Below are 16,137 nucleotides of genomic sequence, written 5' to 3'. Positions count from 1 at the left end.
CGCCGGCGTTTTCTAAAGGTAGTCGCGAAGCAGCCGGTACAATTCCGGGTGTTTTTTGCTGAACCCGGGGGCTTGAATATGGCGAATCTGATCCGGTTCAGGTCGATACCCCAATGCGAGCAGGGCGCGAACCGTGGGCGCGTTCCGGTCGGTTCGAAAGCCCTTCCAGTAGCGGTCGGAAACCGGCCTGACTCCCCGGGCATCCAGATAGTAAAGCACCTGATCCAGTCCGAGCATCGCGGCGCGATCAAAAACACCCTCATTGCCTTCCAGGCCACCGGCCGTCACGTCCGGCCGGTACGCCCTGGTGGCGTGTAGCGAATAACCCGCCGCCGACAGCAGAGTAATTTTATTGATCAATTCCGTCTGATCGATGCGCGATTCCGGCCCATCGGCACGCCGCAACACATCCACGATCACCGACTCCTGCAATGCAAAACGACCAGACTCGACCAACCGCTTAAGCTCATCCGGCGAGGACACCATCACCAGAAACCGTGTCATCCGGCGCCGCCCATCCGGCGTCATGGTCGCGAACGGTAAATCGCCACGGTCAATCGCATCCAGCACACCATCCACTCGCCCCTCACGAAGGAACGCCGCCATCCGGCTCAGAATATCGTGGTCGTTTCTGTCGATCGGTGGCCGTCCGGAAACCGGTTCTTCCTCCGGCGCCACCGTTATCGGATCCGCCAGCGCAACCGCCTCCGCGGCCGTGTCGAGCGGATTCCCGGCTATCACTGGAGGGACATCATTGGCCGCCTTGTGCGCCGGCGCCCGCGACCATCCGGCCCAGATCACGGCCACCAGGACAACAATACTTAAAAGCCAAGCGCTCCATTTCGTCGTTTTTTTCATCCTTGTTTTCCTCATCGCTTCTATCGCGGCAAATCCGGAATCTTGAAGTACGGTGTTTTTTGGTTGTCCAGGCTGTGCAGAAACGCTTCCAGGTCGGCCAGGTCCGCCTGACTCAGGCGGAGCGGTTTGAGCAATGGGCTGGTCACCGGAAACAAGGGGTCGTTTTGCTGCGCCCCCTTCGGACGTGGACGGGGGCCACCGGCGTTGTAGATAGAGAGGACGCCGTGCATCTTTCCGAACTTGCCGCTGTGCATCCAGGGGCCCGTTTCCATCACATTGCGCAGGCCCGGAGTTCTGAACGCACCCACATCTTCTGAGCGACCGGTCACGGTATAACGCCCCAGGTCCTCGTTCTTGCCGCCGTAAAAATGCAGGCCCAGATTGTGGAATTCGCCGTCGGTGAACAACGGGCCATGGTGGCAGTTCATGCAACCGGCGCGGGTGCGGAACAGATCCAGGCCGCGAATCTCCGCCTCGCTGAGCGCATCGGGGTTGCCTTGCAGGAAAAGGTCGAAGCGGGTGGTGCCGGTGACGATGGTGGTGAGATAGGCACCCAGGGCATCGGCCAGGCGTTGTGGATCGAGCGTGGCGGTGCCGAAGGCATCACGGATCAAGCCGGCGTAGCCGGGCACGGCGTTGACCGCCGCCACCGCTTCGTCCGGGCTGCCGTGCATCTCTTCCGGGTTGGCGATGGGCATCAGCACCTGGTCTCGCAGGGTGGCGGCGCGGCCGTCCCAGAACTGGGCACCCTGGAAGGCCGCGTTGGCGACGCTGGGCGTGTTACGCCGGCCACGCTGGCGATTGTGTCCGTAGGGCACCTCGCGGCCGTCGGCCCAGCCCCATTCCGGATCGTGGCAGGACGCGCAGGCGATCTGTCCGGAACCGGACAGCCGCGGATCAAAAAACAGGGTTTCGCCCAGATCGCGCAGCGCTTGATCCACTTTGGGTGTCGGCGGCAACGGCCCCAGCGGCCGCGCGTCCACGCTGTCGTCCACCTGGAACGCCGGCCAGCAGGCCGGCCCGGCGCGGTAACGATCCAGCCGATCCGCGTTGGCATCGGGGCAGGCGCCGCCGGCCAACGCCGATGCCGGCAACGCGACGCAGAGCAGAACGCCCACCGCCATCCAGCGCAACGTCACAGCCGCACCTTCATGCCGAGCCAGTAATTGCGGCCGATTTCGATGCCGGAATCGTAGGTATCCGGGTTGCCGTCGTCGGCGGTGTAGGTACGCGCGTTGAAGACGTTATTGATCTGCGCGTCCAGCACCAGACCCGGCTCGCGGGTCACCTGCCAGGTCAGTTTCAGGTTGCTGATCCAGGTGGCGGGCCGGTCCCGGTCCTCGTACACCGGCAGGGATTCCGTCACCGTCTGCCCGTTCGGCAAGGTGATGGTTTCGCCCTCTTCGGAGCGGCCGGAGTTGGCGATGTAGCGTTGCTCGTCCCGCCAGGTGGTAACCAGGCTGGCGCGCAGGTTGCGATGCAGATCCGCCGCCAGGCTCACGGTGGCCACCAGAGGGCGGTTGTAGTCATAGCGCACCTGCTCCAGTTCGCCCTGGCGCATGCGCTTGCCCTGGTAGTAGATGTACTCATCGGCCAGCGGGTTGTCGGCGCTGACGTCGTAGTCCGAGTTGGAGGTTTCCGCCTCCGACCAGGTGGTACTGAGCCCCAGATGGTAACGGCCGAAGGTGCGGTACCAGGCTAGGGAAATGCCCTGGTAACGACTGCTGCCGTCGTTGGTGAGCCGGTACTGTTCGAAACCGTCCTGCTGAATCTCGGTTCGTTGCTGGGAGAGTTCGTCGTGCCCTTCCCGGTGGATGTAGCGAACATCCAGAATGCCGCCCAGGAAGCTCTGTTTAACGCCCACGGTAAGCTCGTCGCTGTAGGGCGTATTCAGGTCCGAGAACACATAGCGGGTGCGGGCGCCGCCGGAATCGCTTTCCCAGTCGCCCACCACATTGGCCACCGAACCCCGGTATTCCGTGTAGTGGGGGATGCGCGCCTCGCGCAGCTTGTAGGAAAGCAGCGGCGCGCTGTGATAGCGGTTGGCACCAAAGGTCAGATGCGTGCGGCCGTTGCCGAATACATCGAAGGCGCCGCGAAAACGGGGTGACAGGTTCAGGTTGCCGAGGAAATCATCGTAATCGTAACGCGCCCCGAACACGGTCTTGACCCGCCCCCAATAGGTGGAGACTTCGGTATAGGCGGCGGCCTGGGCCAGACCCACGTCCAGGTCATGGGCCTGGTACACGTTACGGGTGGAGAAGAACTGTTCGCCTTCCACGCAATCCAGGCCGATGCCCCGGCACTCGATGTCGGTGTTGACGATGCCGTTCTGATAGATGTACGAAGTGGCGGGCCGGTCCTCCAGCACCCGCACGTAACTCAGGTCCAGACCGTATTCCAGATTCCAGCCGCGCCCCAGCCACTGGAACGGTTGGCGCTGGGCGTCCAACCCGAAGGTGTAACGACGCTGCTGGCGATCCAGGTCGCCGAAACCGCCCTGGCGGCTGAACGCCAGATCGTTCTCGATGCCCCAGTGGCGGCTCGGACTGTTTTGCCAGTTGAAAAAATGCTGCGGGGAACGGCGGCTGTTTTCGCTCAATGACACGGCCAGACGGGCGGTGATGTCGTGCCGGTCGGTGAGCCAGGACAGTTTGCCGTTGCCGGTCAGGCCGCCGCCCCGCACGCTGAATTCGCTGTCCTTGGCGTCCTTGATAAAGTACTCGCCCTCATAGGGCGCCACCGCCAGGCCCAGGTCCAGCCAGCCCTGGTCCCACACCGGCGTGTAGAAGCGGCCATTAAGGCCCAGATTTTCCTGTTCCTGATCCTTGATCTCGCCCAGGGACACGTCCGGATTACGCGAATAGGAACGACTGGCGCCCAGATAGACGCCGCGCCCGCCGGCCAGCGGCTGGTCCACACTGATGCCCATGCGCTCGCGCTTGAAGGAATCCGGCTCCGGCGGCGCCGAGGGGTTCTCCGCATCGTCCGGCACGTGGTGGAATACCCGGTAGTCCACCCAATCGGATCGGGTGGTGCTGTAGGACAGATTGACCCGGCGTGGCCCCTGGCCGGCGCGCCGGGTTTTCATGTCCACCACGCCACCGGTGAAATTACCGAAGCGCGCCGGCACATTGCTGTCGTAAACCGTTACCGATTCCAACATGTCCTCGTCGATGAACAGCGACTGCTCATGGCCGGGTACATCGGTGATCGAGTTGGGATTGTCCGCCAGCGGGTCGAGCCGGCTGTTGATGTCCACGCCGTCGAGCTGGAAGTTGTTTTCGTAGGCGCGCCCTCCGGAAATGGAAATCGACGCCGGCTTCAGGTCGTACAGACTCTCCGGTTCATAGCGATCCTCGCTGAACTGGATATTGGGCAGCACCTCCAGGGCTTCGGTGACACTGCCGTTGGCGCTGCCGTAATCGTCCAGCATGTGCCGGTCCAGGCGATAGCTGCCTTCCGGTTCGGTGGTCACCGGCTGGGCCGCGCCGTCGCCGTGCACATAGACCGGGTTGAGGGTTTCCACGTCGTCCTCGGCGTGGGCCGCGAGCACACAAAAAAAGAGGCCGACGGTCAGTGCCGCCGGCCAAAGAGGGTAGTCAGTCATGATCAGCCATCACAGGACGCGCAGAAAGGCGTGGAATCCTCATCGTCCGTGATGCCATCTCCGTCCAGGTCGTCGTCCAGTTGCAGGGCGCTGGCCGCGATGTCCTCCGCGTCGACCCCGAGATTGAAGAAGTCCGGGCGGCCATCGCCATCCGTATCGCGGACCGCGACGGCACCCTTGGCGAAATCGTTTTCGCCGGTCATTACCGTGGCGATGCTTTGCAGCATCAGATTGCGGTCGTTGTTGGAGAGGCCATCCTTCTCGGTGAGCGCCACCGCCTCGTCGTAGTAACGGGCACCCGCCAGCACCAGTACGGACTGGTTCAGATAGGTCAGCCGCGAGCTGTCGGACAGCTGCGCGTCCGCCAGGTTGGCCACGCCCAGCTGGTTACCGTTACCCAGAATCAGATCCCGCGCCGCCGCCCGGGCGTCCGCCACGTTCTGCTGGTCGGTAACGGTCAGCGCACCGGTTTGCAGCGCCATGTGCCCGGCCTGTTGGGCCACCTGATTGAGGCTGGTGGCCAGCGACAGGCCACCGGACATGGCCGCGCTGCGCGTGCTGTCGTTGATGGCGCCCGCCGCTTCCTGGAAGTAGCGCGTTTGCGCTTCGCGGCCGTAGTCGAGTGCCAGGCTCAGGTTGTCGTTGCCCAGCGCCAGGGAGACCAGATCTCGTAACGCACCGTCGTACTCGTCATCCTGTATGCCACCGGCTTCGCTTTCCGCACGGGCGATGGTGATGCCACTCTCGGCGGTGAGCCCCAAGCGACTCTGGGCGCCGGCGATGCGAGAAAGAAGTTCGAATCGTTCATCGGTGTCCGTGACACTTTGGAGAATTTCGTCCGCGATTGACGCACAATCGCCCATCCAGCCGCGTGCCGTATCAATGTCGCCCCAATCTTCCGCGAACTGAACCAACCTTAAACAGCCGCTACCAAGCAAAGCGTCGGCGTCGTTGGCATATGCGCCCTGATATTCATCGGAAAGGTAAAAGTTCCAGGCTGCGTCTCTTACCTGATCACCAAGCAGTGCATAGCCATTGCTGTATAGAGCCTCCGAAAGCCCAGGCACTGTGTCCGACTGATCGATCAGATACGCCAGATACTCCTCCGGCTCCGGATAGTTCTGCCGTAAGCCGTCGAGTGCCTCTTGCATCTCGCCGTTCACGACGTCCTGGAACGCTATTCCGACATTGATATTCTGCAAAGCATCTTCAATCTCTCGGGGATCGGTAATGGTTTCATCTACCTGCTGAAGATAACGGTCCACCTGATTGGTCGCGACATAGTACGCAGCCATCCGCTCCACATAGACATCCGTCTGCTCCAGGTTACAGGGCGTCAAAGCTCTGGTTTGCTCGAAGAGATCAATGACGTTGCTGAGTTCCTGGTCCGCGCCCAACGCGTAGTAGTAGCCGGCTGAATAGGTGAGATAGAAAGCGCGTAGCTTATAGTGCGTGCAACCACTGCTGGTCTGGTATCCGGTGCCAAGGACAAATCGGGTAAAAAGATCAACGCTTTGTATGGCGTCACCCAGGAAAGGCTCTACCCGATTTTCTTCAAGCGCTACTTCTACCGATAATTCCGCGTTATCACGTATCGCCGTCAGCAACTTCCCGTATACCGACTGGTAGGGGCGTCCCTCATAGAGAGAGACATAATCGATCACGTTATCGATGGCCCTCTGCGACGCTTCTATCTCCCCCAACCGCCGATAGTCGAGCACCAGCGAGTTGTACAGGTCCGCTTCCTGCGCCGTCATGTTTTCCAGGCCCTTTGCCTCGATAATGCTGTCCAACTCGGAAAGGGAAGTATCAACCAGTGCTTTCGCTTCGTTATGCGACCCCGTGTCGATAAGCCTGTACGCGATCCCTTGAGCCGTCTTGGCGCGCAATAACGGTTGGAACACACGCGTTCGTAGAATGATCTTTGCCTCGTCAACCTGACCGGCAAAGGCCAATCCTTCAGCAATGTCTTCATAAACCGGATCCAGAATCAGATCGTCGAGCACATCATCGAACAACCGTTCGGCGCGGTAGAACGGCGACAGGTCGGAGGCGTAGAAGTATTCGCGGCGGGCGTCGCTGTCCATGCCGAGCTTTTCCGCGTCGGTCAGTGGAATGCGGTGGTCCAGGGCGCGCAGGCCGGTGAGGCGGGCGATGTCGTTGTCCGCGCCGAGGCCGGCGGGCACGGTGAAGTCGCTTTGTGCCAGCGTGGCCGGGTCCAGATCGTAGCTTTGCAGCACATAGCGCATCAGGTTACGAATCTGCGCACTGCCGGCGGGGACGCCGGCGCCGCCGTTGGCGCTGATCAAGGTGTCGGCCAGGGCGGCGATGTTGGTCTGGCTGGTCTCATCCTCCGCTTTTTGTCCGAACGCATCGCGCAGGTAGAGTGCGATGCCCCGGCGCACCGCGATGCGGTTGGCGGCGCCCACCACCGCGTCCGCGCCCTGGTCGGTGGCGACCCCGGCCACCGCCTGGAATTCCGGCTCCAGTTCATTGATGCGCTGACGGCTGGCGTCGGTGAGAGCGGGGTCGGTGGCCAGCCATTCGCGGGCGGCGTCCAGGTCGCCGGTGTCGCGCAGGGCGTCGACCAGCCAGGTCATCGGCCCGCTTTCCCGATTGAGCGCCACGCCCAGCAGGGTCAGCCGCAGGGATTGGCGCTGCAGGTCGCCGTCCGTGGCGGGATCGTCCAGCACCCGATCGGCGTCCAGGCCCAGCCAGCCGGCCACCGTCTGCCGGGCGTCGTCCAGGTCGGCGCCGTCGTCCACCAGGGCCATCACCAGGGTACTCACCGGTGTGGCCAGACCGCTGCCGCCGGACACGGGCCCCACCAGGGTCAGCCCGGTGAAGTCCTGCCCGGTTTGCGAATCCACGCCGCCCTGTGCCACCACCCGGGCGCCGATCAGATTGGCACCGGACGACACCGCGAAGCGAAAGCCCCCATCCGCGTCGCTGCGCACCGGCACCGCCAGGGCGTTGCCGTTGGCGTTTTGCAGTTTGACCAGGGCACCGGCGATGCCCGGGTCGGTGACCCGGCCGGACACGGCGCCACCGCCGCCGCTGCCTCCGTCACCACCACTACCGCCACCGCCTCCGCCGCCACAGGCGGCCAGCAGGCCAACAAAAAGAGCCACGGCCACGGGCCGTGCCCAGCGTGTGCATCGCTGATACATGACGGGTTCCCCCAGATTCGCTTCGGTGTAAGGACGCCGGGGAAGATAATCTAAGTGATAATGATTCGCAATATTATGTAGGAAGTTGACCGCCGGCCAGATGCTCCCGCCGGTAGTCCCGGGGCGCCATGCCCATCACTTTCTTGAACATCCTGGAGAAGTAGTAAGGGTCGTCGAAGCCCAGTTGCTGGGCGATGTCGACCACGCTCAGATCGGTGATGTCGAGCAGGTAGCAGGCGCGGCTGATCTTCAGGTGCTGGAACGCCTGCATCGGGGTCTGGCCGGTCTGGCGCTTGTAGGCGCGAATGAAGTGGTAGCGCGACAGGTCGCTGGTGGCCGCCACCAGGGTGTCCAGGTCCACCCGCTGATGGAGCCGGGCGCGCAGCCAGGCCTGCACCCGGGCCACGTCCAGGGCGTCGTTGCGGTCCTCGCGCTGGCGGCGCATCAGGGCCATGTAGCTGAGCAGGCTTTTCAGCAGGTTGGCGGCGTAGATCAGGTGGTGGCCGCGAAAGCGGGTGACCGTGGCCAGCAGGGCGTCCAGGTCCTCGGTGAGGCGGGGATGGCGACCCACCGGCGCCACGAAGGCGTCCGGCCCGTCCAGCACCGCGTCGAAATAGTCGTCCACCCGGTCGCCGCCCAGGTGCGCCCAGTAGATGGTCCAGGGGTCGTCCGGGTTGGCCCGGTAGCGGTGGGGTCGGCCCTCGCGGAACAGCAGCACGTCGCCGGCGCCCACCGGTTGGCGCCGGCCCTCCAGTTCCGCGTCGCCGGAGCCCGCCAGGCAGTAGATCAGCAGGTGGTCCCGGGGGGCGCTCCGGTCCATATGGTGGCCGGCGGCGCTGGGGTAGAACCCGGCCCCGTGGGGCAGGCAATCCCGGCACAGCGGGTGCGCCGCCAATTCCGTCACCAGTGCCGGCGGAATCACCACCCGCCGGCCGCTTTCCGGCAACGGCCACTGGGAGGTTTCCACCTGTGATCCGGTTCCGCGCATCGCAATTTTGTCCATCATCTATCAATTAAAGCCATCTTATCCGCCAAAAGCCTGTGGTACACCATAGCAATAATTGAAAAACACGCTGGCGTCGATGTGGGCGCCACCGTCAAAACAACAACACAAGAAACAGGGAGAGCTCATGCTTGTAGCCAGCTTCCTCGGGCTGTTCGCCGGCCTGGCCTTACTGGTGGTGCTGACCATGCGCGGCGTTAACATCATCATCTCCGCGGTGCTGTGCGCCATGCTGGTGGCGGTGTGCAGTGGCCTGCCGTTAAGCGACGCCATGCTGGACAGTTACATGGCCGGCTTCACCGGCTTTTTCACCTCCTGGTTCCCGGCGATTCTGCTGGGTGCCCTGTTCGGTCAGTTGATGGACGACAGCGGCGCCGCCAAGGCCATCGCCCGCCAGTCCAGCCGCTGGTTCGGCGAGAAGCGCGCCATCATGGCGGTGGTGGGGGCCTCGGCGATCCTCACCTACGGTGGCGTCAGCGTGTTCGTGGTCGGCTTCAGCGTGTACCCGATCGCCTTCGAGCTGTTCAAGCACGCCAACCTGCCGCACCGCTTTATTCCCGGCGCCATGGTGTTCGGGTCGATCTCGTTCACCATGACCTCGCCGGGGTCGCCGGAGGTGCAGAATCTGATCCCCACCGAGCATTTCGGCACCACGGCGGTGGCCGGTGGGATGATCGGGGTGATCTGCGCGCTCACCATTCTGGTGCTGGGTGCCTGGGCGATCCGCCGCTGCGTGCGCCGGGCGGTGGACGCCGGCGAAACCTTCGACCCGCCGGCGGCGGCGGCGCGCCAGCACGACCGGGACGACGGCGCGCCGGTGCCCACCTGGGCGGCGCTGTTGCCCCTGCTGGTGCTGGTGGGCGGTTTCAACGTGCTGTCCCTGGCCCTGGGCATGCGCCCGGTGGAGGCGCTGCTGGTGGCCATGGGCGCCAGCCTGGTGCTCGGCTTCGTCCTGTTCCATCGCCATCTGCACGAGCGCGTGCGCACCCTGGGCACCGGCGCGGACAACGCCCTGGTGGCCACCGCCAACACCTGCGCGGTGGTGGGCTTCGGGGCGGTGGCGGCGCTGACGCCCGCGTTCAAGGAAATCGTGGCGGTGCTCACCGACCTGCCCGGGCTGGAATACGCCGGCCTGGCCATGGCGGTGACGGTGATCGCCGGCATCACCGGCTCCGCCTCCGGCGGCCTGGGCATCGCCCTGCCGATCCTGGCACCGATCTATCAGGGCATGGGTCTGGACAACGGCGCCATGCACCGGATTTCGGCGCTCGCCTCCGGCGGTCTGGATTCGCTGCCGCACAACGGCTATGTGGTCACCACCATCCGCGCCATCTGCAAGGAAACCCACCAACGGGCCTACCCGACGGTGTTCATCGCCAGCGTGCTGGTACCTTCGGTGGTGCTGGTAATGGCGGTGGTTCTGTATACGCTGGTGTAACGACGCCGGCATCCGAATAGGGCTAACAATTTTAGGGAGAAAGCGTTATGAGCAATCGACTGCCCCAACTGATTCAGGGCGAGTTCCGGCAAAGCGGCACCGACACCTGGATTCCGGTGACCAACCCGGCCACCGGCGAGGTGCTGTGCGAGGCGCCGGCGGCCACCGCCGAGGAAATGGAACGCGCCATCGCCGCCGCCAAGGCCGCCTTTCTGGAGTGGCGCGAGGTGCCGGTGTCGGAGCGGGCCCGCTTGATGCTGCGCTATCAGCATCTGCTCAAGGAACGCCACGACGACATCGCCCGGGTGCTGGCGAAGGAAACCGGCAAGGTGTTCGCCGACGCCAAGGGCGACGTGTGGCGGGGCATCGAGGTGGTGGAGCACGCCGCCAACATCGCCTCTCTGATGATGGGCGAAACCGTGGAGAACGTGGCCCGCGGCATCGACAGCCATTCCTGGACGCAGCCGCTGGGCGTGTGCGCCGGCATCACGCCGTTCAACTTTCCGGCGATGATTCCGCTGTGGATGTTCCCCATGGCCATCGCCTGCGGCAACAGCTTCGTGCTCAAGCCTTCCGAACAGGATCCGATGACCCCCAACCTGCTCGCCGAGCTGTTCCTGGAGGCCGGCGCGCCCAAGAATCTGCTGCAGGTGGTGCACGGCGGCAAGACCCAGGTGGACACCCTGCTCACCCATCCGGAGATCAAGGCGGTGTCGTTCGTCGGCTCGGTGCCGGTGGGCCAGCACGTGTACCGCACCGCCACCGACCATCTGAAACGCGCCCAGTGTTTCGCCGGCGCCAAGAACCACATGGTGGTGATGCCCGACGCCCGCAAGGATCAGGTGCTCAGCAACCTGGTGGGCTCCGCCTGCGGTGCCGCCGGGCAGCGTTGCATGGCGATCAGCGTGGCGGTGTTCGTGGGTGACTCGAAACAGTGGCTGGACGAACTCAAGGACCAGTTCGCGGCGGTGCGCCCGGGCGCCTGGGACGACGACCAGGCCGCCTATGGCCCGCAGATCAGCGCCAAGGCCCGGGAGCGCGTTCTCACCCTGATCCAACAGGGCAAGGAAGAAGGCGCCACCTGCCTGCTGGACGGCTCCGAGTGCACCGTGGACGGCCTGCCGGATGGCCACTGGGTGGGCCCCACCCTGTTCTCCGATGTGACGCCACAAATGGCGCTGTATCGGGAGGAGATCTTCGGCCCGGTGCTGTGCTGCCTGTGCGTGGACACCCTCGACGAAGCCATCGAGCTGGTCAACAACAGCCCCTACGGCAACGGCACCTCGATCTTCACCGCCAACGGCGCGGCGGCGCGCAAGTTCCGTCATGAAATCGAAGTGGGCCAGGTGGGCATCAATGTGCCAATCCCGGTGCCGCTGCCGTTCTTCAGCTTCACCGGCTGGAAGGGCTCGTTCTACGGCGACCAGCACGCCTACGGCAAACAGGCGGTGCGCTTCTACACCGAGACCAAGACGGTCACCAGCCGCTGGTTCGACGACGATATCCCGGACGCCACCCACGGCGGGCCGAACATGACCATCAACCTGAAATAAGTATCGCGGCTGAGCGAGGATCAAACGTGGATTTCGCCCTCAATGACGAGCAGCAGGCGTTCCGCGATACGGCGCGCCAGTTCGCCGACAAGGAACTGGCGCCGTTCGCCGCGGAATGGGACGCCGGCAGCGTGTTTCCCAAGGACACCATTCGCCGTGCCGGCGAGCTGGGGTTCTGCGCGCTGTACTGCGACGAGGAACACGGCGGCCTGGGCCTGAGCCGGCTGGACGCGGCGCTGGTGTTCGAACAACTGGCCGCCGGCTGCACCTCCACCACCGCCTTCATCACCATCCACAACATGGCCACCTGGATGCTGACCCGCTTCGGCGGCGACGCGGTGCGCGCGCGTTGGGCGGCGCCGCTGATCAGCGGCGAGGCGCTGGCTTCCTACTGCCTCACCGAGCCCAACGCCGGCTCCGACGCCGCCTCGCTGAGCACCACCGCCAAGCGGGACGGCGACAATTATGTGATCAACGGCGCCAAGGTATTCATCTCCGGCGCCGGCGACACCGACGTGTTGGTGTTGATGGCGCGCACCGGCGGGCCGGGGGCCGGCGGCATTTCCTGCTTCGCGATCCCGGCGGACGCGGCCGGCGTCAGCTATGGCCGCAACGAGGAGAAGATGGGTTGGAAGAGCCAGCCCACCCGGGCCATCACCCTGGAGGACGTGCGGGTGCCGGCGGATCAGCGCATCGGCGACGAGGGCCAGGGCTTTCGTATCGCCATGGCCGGCCTGGACGGCGGGCGCATCAATATCGCCAGCTGCTCCCTGGGCGCCGCCACCGCCGCGCTCAAACAGGCACAGGGTTACGTGGGCGAGCGCAAACAGTTCGGCCAGGCCATCGCCGAGTTCCAGAACACCCAGTTCAGCCTGGCGGACATGGCCACCCATCTGGTGGCGGCCCAGCAGATGGTGCGTCTGGCGGCCTGGAAGCTGGACCAGGGCGACGCGGACAAAAGCACCTACTGCGCCATGGCCAAGCGGCTCGCCACCGACCTCTGTTTCGACGTCTGCAACCAGGCGCTGCAATTGCACGGTGGCTACGGCTACATCAAGGAATACCCGCTGGAACGCTATGTGCGCGACAGCCGGGTGCATCAGATTCTGGAAGGCACCAACGAGATCATGCGGGTGATCATCGCCCGCCGCGTGCTCAAGGATTTGTCGTTTTTATAAGGAGAAGAACATGAAGATCGGCTTTTTCGGCGTCGGCAACATGGGCGGCCCCATGGCCGCCAACCTGGCCGCCGCCGGCCACAAGGTGACCGCCTTCGACCTGGTGCCCGCCCTGCGGGTGGCCGCCGAGGAAAGCGGCGTGCACACCACTGACACGCCGGCGGACGCCCTGGCCGGCGCAGAAGTGGTGATCAGCATGCTGCCCTCGGCGGCGGCGGTCATCGGCCTGTACCTGGGCGACGACGGCATCCTGCCGGGTATTGAGCCGAACGCCTTGATCATCGACTGCTCCACCATCGATGCGGCCACCAGCCGGCGGGTGGCGGAGGCCGCCGCCGAAACCGGTCTCGCAATGATCGACGCGCCGGTGTCCGGCGGCGTGGGCGGCGCCCGCGCCGGCACCCTGACGTTCATTTGTGGCGGCAGCGAAGAGGCGGTGGAACGGGCCCGGCCGATTCTCGACGTGATGGGCAAGAACGTGTTGCGCGCCGGCCCGCCGGGGGCCGGCCAGGTGGCGAAAATCTGCAACAACATGCTGCTCGCCGTGCACATGATCGGCACCGCCGAAGCGCTGCAGATGGGCGCCGACCATGGCCTGGACCCGAAGGTGCTGTCCGAGATCATGCGCGTCAGTTCCGGCGGCAACTGGTCCCTGGAAGTCTACAATCCGTGGCCGGGTGTGATGCCCAACGTGCCCGCGTCGAACAACTACGACGGCGGCTTTGGCGTCAACCTGATGAACAAGGATCTGGGCCTGGCCCTGGAGGCGGCCCTGGCCACGCGCTCGGCCACGCCCATGGGGGCGCTGGCGCGCAGCCTTTACGCCAGCCACGCCAACCAGGGCTACGGAAACAAGGACTTCTCCAGCATCCTGGCCCAGTTCAAACGCAAGGACGGGGCCTGATCAACCGTCCTGAATGCGCCGCCAGGGACGGGCGGCCTCCAGCTCGAAGGCCAATTCCAGCAGGGTGCGTTCGCCGCCCTGCACCGCCGCCAGCTGCACGCCGATGGGCAGCCCCTCGGCGCTGACCCCCAGCGGCAACGAGATCGCCGGACTGCCGGAGGCGTTGTTGGCCGGCGTGAAGCTGGCGTACTTGATCAGCCGGTCGATCAGCGTCTCGAACGGCAGGGTCGGGCTCAGATAACCCAGTTCCGGTACGGTGCGCGCCAGCACCGGCGACAGCACCACGTCGTAGTGGCGGAAGCTGTCCGCGTACTCCTGCCAGGTGCGGCGCAAACGGTAGAGCACCGCCGGCGTCTTCCACAGGCGGCGCCGGTAATAGCCGGCCAGCCCCACGGTCAGGTCATCCAGCCGCTCCGCGTGAAAGCCCGGCCCGAACAGCCGGGCGCCGAAGCGGCTGACCATGAACGCCATCATCCCGTAGTAGGTCACGAAGTCGTCGATGAACGAGGGCTTCAGCGGGATCGGCGCTTCTTCCACGTGGTGGCCCAGGTCCGCCAGCAACCGGGCGGTGTCCTCCACCGCCGCGCGGGTATCCCGGTCGGTGGCGCTGCCGGTGATGGAATCCACCACCAGCCCCACTTTCAGGCGCCGCCGCCTGGGGCCGGTGACCTCGCCCAGGGCCGGCAGTTTGGGGTTGCGGTAATAGCGCTCGGCGGCGGCGAAAAAGCGGGCGGTGTCGCGCACGCTGCGGGTCAGCACGCCCTCGCTGATCAGGTCCACCGGCAGCGCCTGGGAGGCTTCCGACTTCACCAGCCGACCGCGGGTGGGCTTGAGCCCCACCAGACCGCAACAGGCGGCGGGGATGCGGATCGAGCCGCCGCCGTCATTGCCGTGGGCGATGGGCAGCGCGCCGGCGGCCACCAGGGCGGCGGCGCCGCCGGAGGAGGCGCCGGAGGAATAGCCGGTGTGCCAGGGGTTGCAGGTGGGCGGCTGGTCCATGAATTCGGTGCTGGCGCTGAAGCCGAAGTCCGGCAGCCGGCTCTTGCCCAGCAGGGTGAAACCCTGGGCGAGAAACTGGCGGGCGAAGTCGCTGTCTTTTTCCGCCGGCCGCGTGTGCACCGCCGCCGAACCGTGGCCGGTGGCCAGGCCGGCCACGTCGATGTTGTCCTTGATCAGGGTCGGCACGCCGGCGAAGGCGCCGCCGCCGGGCCGGGCGGCCTCGCCGCGTCCCCGCTCGAAGGCCGCCAGGGCCACGGCGTGCAATTGTGGGTCGACCCGGCCGATGCGCTCGATGGCGGCTTCGGTCACTTCGGCGGCGCTCAGCGCCCGCTGTTCGATCAGCGTGGCCAGGCCGGTGGCATCGTGATCGCCCAGGGCGTCGTCGGTAAAGGCGTGCAGGCGGCGGCGCGGATCGCTTATCGGGGTGCCCATGATGGCCCTCCTGTTGTTCTGTAGCGGCAGCTGTTCTGTAGCGGCAACGACACGAATGTACCATGGTGCCATATTCAGCACGGGCCAATCCCGGGCTGCCGGCGGTTCCGGTTAGGGGTAAAGTCGGGCTTTCTTGGAACGGGAGAGATCTGATGAACTTCGACTTCAACGGTCGGCGGGTGATCGTCGCCGGCGGCAGCAAGGGCATCGGCCGCGCCATCGCCCTGGGCTTTGCCCGGGCCGGCGCCCGGGTGTCGGTGTGCGCCCGCGGCCAGACCGCCCTGGATTCGCTGCGCGAGGACGCCGCCGGCGACGGCCTGGCCCTGCACACCGCGCCCTGCGACATCGGCGATAAAGCGTCCCTGGAAAGCTACCTGGAGGCCGCGCTGGCGGAACTGGGCGGCGTCGACGTGCTGGTCAATTGCGCCTCCGCGTTCGGTCGCGACGACAACGAGGACGGCTGGATGCGCAGCGTGGAAGTGGACCTGATGGGCACCGTGCGCGCCGCCCACTATTGCCTGTCCCATCTGAAACAGACGCCGGGGGCCTCGATCATCAACATCGCCTCCATCGCCGCCCTGCACGCCTCCACCCGCACCGCGCCCTACGCCGCCATCAAGGCGGCGGTGGCCCATTACACCGGCAGCCTGGCGGTATCCATGGCGGCCCACGGGGTGCGCGTCAACGGCCTGGCGCCGGGGTCCATCGAGTTTCCCGGCGGCGTCTGGGATCAGGCCCGCCAGCACAACCCGGACCTCTACCAGCGAATACGCGGCGGCATTCCGTTCGGGCGGCTCGGCACCCCGGAGGAGGTGGCCAACGTGGCGCTGTTCCTGGCTTCCGATCTGGCCAGTTGGATCACCGGCCAGACCCTGGTGGTGGACGGCGGCCAGGTTCTGTCCTGAGCCCCGCCCCGGGGCGCAATATTCCGCTTAACAGGCCGTCCGCTTTACGGCACCATGGCGGCTCTTGAAGGGGAGTATCCCCCGGCG

11 protein-coding genes are annotated in these 16,137 nt (G+C 65.4%); 5 read left to right on the top strand and 6 right to left on the bottom strand.

The features are described 5' to 3' along the window. Nucleotides 1–12: 12 nt before the first annotated feature. The 5 genes from ACLD0W_RS05710 to ACLD0W_RS05690 all read right to left on the bottom strand — a co-directional run bounded on the left by ACLD0W_RS05710 (nt 13) and on the right by ACLD0W_RS05690 (nt 8,605). Nucleotides 13–858 (bottom strand): hypothetical protein, encoded by an 846-nt coding sequence (locus tag ACLD0W_RS05710; RefSeq protein ID WP_410306515.1) that lies wholly within the window; start codon nt 856–858, stop codon nt 13–15. 20 nt (nt 859–878) lie between these two features. Then, nucleotides 879–1,997 carry a cytochrome-c peroxidase gene (locus ACLD0W_RS05705; RefSeq protein WP_410306514.1) on the bottom strand — a complete coding sequence of 373 codons (1,119 nt, stop codon included), beginning with the start codon at nt 1,995–1,997 and terminating at the stop codon, nt 879–881. Then, nucleotides 1,994–4,468, bottom strand: a complete 2,475-nt coding sequence (locus ACLD0W_RS05700) for a hypothetical protein (protein ID WP_410306513.1) — start codon at nt 4,466–4,468, stop codon at nt 1,994–1,996. Before ACLD0W_RS05700 ends, ACLD0W_RS05705 begins: the two co-directional genes overlap by 4 nt. 2 nt (nt 4,469–4,470) lie before the next feature. Beyond that, nucleotides 4,471–7,638 carry a carboxypeptidase-like regulatory domain-containing protein gene (locus ACLD0W_RS05695; RefSeq protein ID WP_410306512.1) on the bottom strand — a complete coding sequence of 1,056 codons (3,168 nt, stop codon included), beginning with the start codon at nt 7,636–7,638 and terminating at the stop codon, nt 4,471–4,473. A gap of 73 nt (nt 7,639–7,711) precedes the next feature. After that, a complete protein-coding gene (locus ACLD0W_RS05690; RefSeq protein ID WP_410306511.1) occupies nt 7,712–8,605 on the bottom strand; it encodes a helix-turn-helix domain-containing protein in 894 nt (297 codons plus the stop codon). Nucleotides 8,606–8,768: 163 nt separating this feature from the next. On the opposite strand from ACLD0W_RS05690, the gene ACLD0W_RS05685 reads away from it, so the two are divergent. Genes ACLD0W_RS05685 through mmsB form a run of 4 tightly spaced genes read left to right on the top strand, consistent with a single transcriptional unit; the run spans nt 8,769 to nt 13,714 of the window. After that, nucleotides 8,769–10,079 carry a GntP family permease gene (locus ACLD0W_RS05685; protein ID WP_410306510.1) on the top strand — a complete coding sequence of 437 codons (1,311 nt, stop codon included), beginning with the start codon at nt 8,769–8,771 and terminating at the stop codon, nt 10,077–10,079. A 47-nt stretch (nt 10,080–10,126) separates the two neighbouring features. Continuing rightward, the gene (locus ACLD0W_RS05680; protein WP_410306509.1) at nt 10,127–11,632 is read left to right on the top strand and encodes a CoA-acylating methylmalonate-semialdehyde dehydrogenase; all 1,506 of its coding nucleotides are present in this window, start codon (nt 10,127–10,129) and stop codon (nt 11,630–11,632) included. A gap of 26 nt (nt 11,633–11,658) precedes the next feature. Next, a complete protein-coding gene (locus tag ACLD0W_RS05675) occupies nt 11,659–12,810 on the top strand; it encodes an acyl-CoA dehydrogenase family protein (RefSeq protein ID WP_410306508.1) in 1,152 nt (383 codons plus the stop codon). A gap of 10 nt (nt 12,811–12,820) precedes the next feature. Further along, entirely contained in the window at nt 12,821–13,714 is an 894-nt protein-coding gene (mmsB, locus tag ACLD0W_RS05670; protein ID WP_410306507.1) for a 3-hydroxyisobutyrate dehydrogenase, read from the top strand. On the opposite strand, the gene ACLD0W_RS05665 is transcribed toward mmsB, so the two are convergent. Next, complete coding sequence (locus ACLD0W_RS05665; RefSeq protein WP_410306506.1) at nt 13,715–15,145, bottom strand: amidase; 1,431 nt, start codon at nt 15,143–15,145, stop codon at nt 13,715–13,717. A gap of 152 nt (nt 15,146–15,297) precedes the next feature. Between ACLD0W_RS05665 and ACLD0W_RS05660 the strand changes: the two genes are divergently transcribed. After that, complete coding sequence (locus tag ACLD0W_RS05660; RefSeq protein ID WP_410306505.1) at nt 15,298–16,050, top strand: SDR family NAD(P)-dependent oxidoreductase; 753 nt, start codon at nt 15,298–15,300, stop codon at nt 16,048–16,050. The last annotated feature ends 87 nt before the right edge of the window (nt 16,051–16,137 follow it).

It is taken from the genome of Alloalcanivorax sp. C16-1, assembly GCF_046507805.1.
Taxonomy (GTDB): domain Bacteria; phylum Pseudomonadota; class Gammaproteobacteria; order Pseudomonadales; family Alcanivoracaceae; genus Alloalcanivorax.
The sequence above is the reverse complement of the archived record's forward strand: the minus strand, read 5'-3'. Positions and strand labels throughout refer to the sequence as shown.

What these genes read in the sequence shown, in the direction of transcription:
- ACLD0W_RS05710 (WP_410306515.1), bottom strand. Translation starts at nt 858, where the DNA reads ATGAAAAAAACGACGAAATGGAGCGCTTGGCTTTTAAGTATTGTTGTC.
- ACLD0W_RS05700 (WP_410306513.1), bottom strand. Translation starts at nt 4,468, where the DNA reads ATGACTGACTACCCTCTTTGGCCGGCGGCACTGACCGTCGGCCTCTTT.
- ACLD0W_RS05695 (WP_410306512.1), bottom strand. Translation starts at nt 7,638, where the DNA reads ATGTATCAGCGATGCACACGCTGGGCACGGCCCGTGGCCGTGGCTCTT.
- ACLD0W_RS05685 (WP_410306510.1), top strand. Translation starts at nt 8,769, where the DNA reads ATGCTTGTAGCCAGCTTCCTCGGGCTGTTCGCCGGCCTGGCCTTACTG.
- ACLD0W_RS05680 (WP_410306509.1), top strand. Translation starts at nt 10,127, where the DNA reads ATGAGCAATCGACTGCCCCAACTGATTCAGGGCGAGTTCCGGCAAAGC.
- mmsB (WP_410306507.1), top strand. Translation starts at nt 12,821, where the DNA reads ATGAAGATCGGCTTTTTCGGCGTCGGCAACATGGGCGGCCCCATGGCC.
- ACLD0W_RS05665 (WP_410306506.1), bottom strand. Translation starts at nt 15,145, where the DNA reads ATGGGCACCCCGATAAGCGATCCGCGCCGCCGCCTGCACGCCTTTACC.
- ACLD0W_RS05660 (WP_410306505.1), top strand. Translation starts at nt 15,298, where the DNA reads ATGAACTTCGACTTCAACGGTCGGCGGGTGATCGTCGCCGGCGGCAGC.